This is a genomic window from Haloferax sp. s1 (assembly GCF_058382125.1).
Map to the genome: position 1 here is coordinate 1 of NZ_JBZRPK010000470.1, position 4217 is coordinate 4217.

Sequence of the window (4217 nt, forward strand, 5' to 3'; positions counted from 1 at the left end):
GGATAAGCAGAGAGTCGCACTAGATGCAAATATCTGTCCCGACTAATGTCAATTGGATGTGGTTTTATGGTGTTTTTCTACGTATCCCTATCTATGGCTCGGAGACTCTGTCACCGATACGGTCCTGGACGACTTCCTTACGCCTCTCGGCGTGACGTTGGCGGGGGAATTGCAATGGCTGCGACCGGACTCCTGGCGATTGCCGTTTGGTTCGGCGGAGCGTGGCTTCTTATCGCAGGAACGGGTAACGGAACCATCGGATTTTTCTTCGGTATCGGGTTACTCACTCTCCCAATCGTGATTCCGACGTCATTCGTTGTTGGGACACTTCTCTGGCGGAAGCTGTACCCGGAAGAAAATCACCAACTCTACGGTGCGGTCTTCGGTGGAGCCACTGCACTTACGAGTCTCGCTGTCGGGTCGATTGGTCCTGTACTGTTCCTCGCGGTTTCGAACGTGTACCGCGGTGAGATGGCATTGGGGGAGGCGGCGGCCTTCTTTACTGCATTCCTCCCAGTGGGACTTACGATGGCTATTGTGGCCGCTGGCTGGCTCGTGGTCCCTCTCGGTGCTTTCGGCGGTTGGTATCACGAGCGCGCAAAAGTCGCTGCGTAAGGGTCAGCGCTCTTTTCCGTCGGCCCTCTCGTTTCAGTCGTCCAGCGGCGGATGCTCGTCGAGACACGAGACGATACGGTCGTACTCGTCTCGTAGCGTCTCCAGTTCGTCCGAGACTGCACCGCGTCGGAGTCGGTCGCGCTGGTCTTCTGTGAGTTCTTCCCGGGCAACCGCTGCGTCCCGAAGTCGTTCGTACTCCCGCCCGTGCGTTAGTTCGTGCACCTTGCGAGCGTGAGCGACCACGTCGTCGTCGGCGAACCGACTCACGACGGCGACGAGTTCTTTCGTCCGCCATCGAAGCGTGGACGCAGGCGCTGGCGGCCACGATACGGTAAGCGGGTCTGCGTCGAGTGTTTCGAGGAACCGTTTGTTCGTCCCGACTGCCGCCGAGAACGTTTTCGGGTCGTCGACGTAGTGGTCGAGTTTCGACCGCGAGTAGCCCGCGTACTCCACGAGCGTCGCCACCGATTCGTCACCGATGGCGGCTGTTTCGAGGAACTCACACAGTCGTTCTGGGGGCGCGGGTGTTTCGGCGAGCGGGTACGACGCTGCGGTCTCTAGCCACGTGAGCACCTCACGGGCGGACTTCTCCCTGATGAACTGCTCGAACGCAGCTTCGACCGCGTCGTTGTACGATTCGATTAGGTCTCGAAGCTCGTGAACGGGTGCATCGATGTCGGCCTCCCCGAGTTCTTTCACGCGTTCGAGTCGTTCGATTCGGGATTTGACCTCGGATTCACGGTCTTTGAGGGCATGACGCGCACGCCGGTACGATTCTTCCGCTTCTTCAAGCGAATCGAGAAGTTCCGCCTCTTCTCGGGCCGGTCGAAGTTGGTCTCTGGCACGTTCGAAGTCCGACGACGACAGCGACGAGGTAACGCGCGTGGTGAGCGTTTCGTTGGCCTCGATGAATGCATCTCCGTGGCGAACGTCCGCAGGGACCGCTTCGAGTCGGTTCGACAGGGCATCCCGAAATTCGACGTAGCCCTGGAAGTCGTCCTGGTCGGTCGCCTTCTCTTCGTGTCGGTCGAGAATCGCTGCGACGTCGTGGTACGCCTCGGAGAGCGTTCGAACTTCGCCGAAGCCAATCTCGTCTATCTGTGCTCGTCGCCTGGAGAGCGTGCTGGCCGCCGCCTGCAGTGATTCGACGGGGTCGGCTTCGCGCGATTCGCCGTCCATCATCTGTCGTCACCTCGGTGGGCAAAGCCCGGTTGCGGGGACAGGGTCATACCATGAGTGTCATTGCGGGAGGGAGGAAAGTCTGCTGACCGAGGCTCGGAGGCGAAAACGTGCTTCCAAACAGTCAGCGTTCCGTCCGTCGAAAGGACTTACCTACAACCTGTCCTACAGAAGAGCATGTACGAAAAAATCCTCCTTCCCGTCGACGAGAGCACCGCGACGAGCGCGGTTCTCTATCACGCCAGTGAACTCGCACACTGGGATGATGCGGAGATACAACTGTTGTTCGTGGCGGATACGACCCGCGACAGCGTCACGGTCGTGAGTAACGACGTGGTCGACGCACTCGAACGCGAAGGCGAAAGCGTCGTCGAGGAAGCGGCCGAGACGCTCGACACACTCGGCGTCGAATACGGGACCGACGTCGTTCAGGGGAACCCCGCGCCGACCATCGTCGAATACGCGGCGGAGTACGACTACGACCTTATCGTGATGCCCACACACGGCCGACAGGGACTTTCGCGACAGCTCCACGGCAGCGTCACGGAGAAAGTCGTCCGCCTATCCGACCTGCCCGTTCTCACCGCTCGCATGGACCCCGACGACGAACTCACGTTCCCGTACGAACGAATCCTTATTCCGACCGACGGCAGTCGGTCGTCGAAGCGAGCCACGACACACGGTCTCCAACTCGCGGCGGCGCTCGATGCGGCCGTCCACATCCTCTCGGTCGTCGACGACTCCGCACTCGGATTCGACGTTCGCTCGATGCTTTCGGGCGAAGAAAGCGAGCAGGGAGCGAACGAAGCGATTGGGTCTGTCGTCTCGGAGGCAACCGACCTCGGCATCACGAAAGTCGTCGAACGCATCGAGCACGGAACGCCGAGCGACGAAATTCGCGCCTACGTCGAGGACAACGACATCCACGCCGTCGTGATGGGGACGACCGGGAGAAGCGGTGTCGACCGGATTCTCCTCGGAAGCGTCGCCGAGCAAACGGTTCGCACCGCTCCAGTACCCGTGATTACGTTGTCTCCGGGTGAGTGACGGCCGCGGGATAATCGAGGTGACAGTGGAGGATACCAACCTGTCGACAACGGGTCAGTATTCGGTCCCTTTTCTGGCGCGTTGGCCCGAGTCGATGGGATGTTTCACCTTCCGAACGTTCGTTACGAGGTCCGCAGCATCGTGGAGGTACGTCGGTTCGTCGTGGCTCCCGGTCAACACGAGTTCGAGATGGTCGGGCTTTCGGTCGATGAGGTCGAGTACGTCGGACTCGTCCAGAAGCCCCATCGCAACGGCGTAGAGAATTTCGTCGAAGATGAGGAAGTGGACGCCGTCTTCCGGTGTACCGTCGAGGTCGAGCGGCGAGGTGAGGTCGGCGTCGGCCGCGGCGTCGACGAGTTCGCGCGCGCGTTCGAGACCTGCGGCGACCTGTTCGGCGTGGTCCTCGTCCTCGCTGCCGTCCGCCATTCCGGCCCACCCGTAGTGGCCGAGATTTTCGAACGAAAAGCCCGGCATTGCTGCAATCGCATTGTACTCGCCGCGAACTGCTTCGACGGAGTCGGCACCGCCTTTCAAGAACTGGAGCATGTGAACCCGGTAGCCATGTCCGGCGGCACGAAAGCCCATCCCCATCGCGGCGGTCGTCTTCCCTTTTCCGTCTCCCCACCAGACCTGCACGAGTCCGAACTCGTCGGGCGCGTCGGGTTCGATGGTTCTCGCGTCGGGTCGGATGCCGCGACCCGGCGTGTTTGTCCGGACCGATTTGGGGGTCGTGTTCGTGGTACTGTCTGTATCTTTGGAGCCGTCTGCGTTTGTGTTGTCAGTCATGTCTGCGGGTGAAGCCGAACCGCTGTTAGTTACGTCGGGGTGTATCAGCACCTGATACGAGCAACCGACGACGTTAAATTCAATTCTAATTTCAGTAGGCAAAGTTGTGTTGGGTTTCGATTGTCGACGGTTCATTGTCGACACGGTGTCCTCACTTCGTGGGCGTCGGTGTCAACTTATTTAATCGACTACGCCGTCATTCACGACGAGCGAAACGCGTGACGAACTCTACACACCAATCCGGGAGTCAGACGATAGAACGCTGTATCAGGTATTCCATCGTCGTCGTCTTCCTTGCGGGACTCCGTCGTCGAAAGCTCGCCGCGATGGTAAACGCCATGTTCGCGTTCGTGGGAACGTTCATCCCCGATGTTTTCGAACGAGTGGCGGGTGAGGCGGTTCCCCCCGGGCCGGGGGTGTACGGGGGGGCGGCGGGGGTAACCCCCCCGGGCGGGGTGGTCGGGCCCCACGACCCCGCGTGGGGGGGGGGGCCCCCCCCCCACCCCCCCCCCGCCGCGGTGCTTCGGTGGTTTCTCCCCACGCCCCCACCCGCCCCGGGGCGCGCACCCCCCCCACGGGGCCTCCCCCCG

At 61.2% G+C, this 4217-nt stretch carries 4 protein-coding genes and 1 pseudogene; 3 read left to right on the forward strand and 2 right to left on the reverse strand.

Annotated elements, in window-relative coordinates; genetic code table 11:
- Positions 1-174 precede the first annotated feature (174 nt).
- Positions 175-615, forward strand: a complete 441-nt coding sequence (locus QT222_RS07030; RefSeq protein ID WP_491476751.1) for a hypothetical protein — start codon at positions 175-177, stop codon at positions 613-615.
- Positions 616-648: 33 nt separating this feature from the next.
- Here the strand turns inward: QT222_RS07030 and QT222_RS07035 are convergent, their stop codons facing one another.
- Positions 649-1797, reverse strand: a complete 1149-nt coding sequence (locus QT222_RS07035; RefSeq protein WP_491476752.1) for a DUF7118 family protein — start codon at positions 1795-1797, stop codon at positions 649-651.
- 174 nt (positions 1798-1971) lie between these two features.
- On the opposite strand from QT222_RS07035, the gene QT222_RS07040 reads away from it, so the two are divergent.
- The gene (locus QT222_RS07040; RefSeq protein ID WP_004060722.1) at positions 1972-2841 is read left to right on the forward strand and encodes a universal stress protein; all 870 of its coding nucleotides are present in this window, start codon (positions 1972-1974) and stop codon (positions 2839-2841) included.
- Between the two features lie 54 nt (positions 2842-2895).
- On the opposite strand, the gene QT222_RS07045 is transcribed toward QT222_RS07040, so the two are convergent.
- Complete coding sequence (locus QT222_RS07045) at positions 2896-3627, reverse strand: cob(I)yrinic acid a,c-diamide adenosyltransferase (protein WP_491476753.1); 732 nt, start codon at positions 3625-3627, stop codon at positions 2896-2898.
- Between the two features lie 218 nt (positions 3628-3845).
- Here QT222_RS07045 and QT222_RS07050 point away from each other — a divergent pair.
- A pseudogene (locus tag QT222_RS07050) lies at positions 3846-4217 on the forward strand (hypothetical protein); the annotation flags it as partial.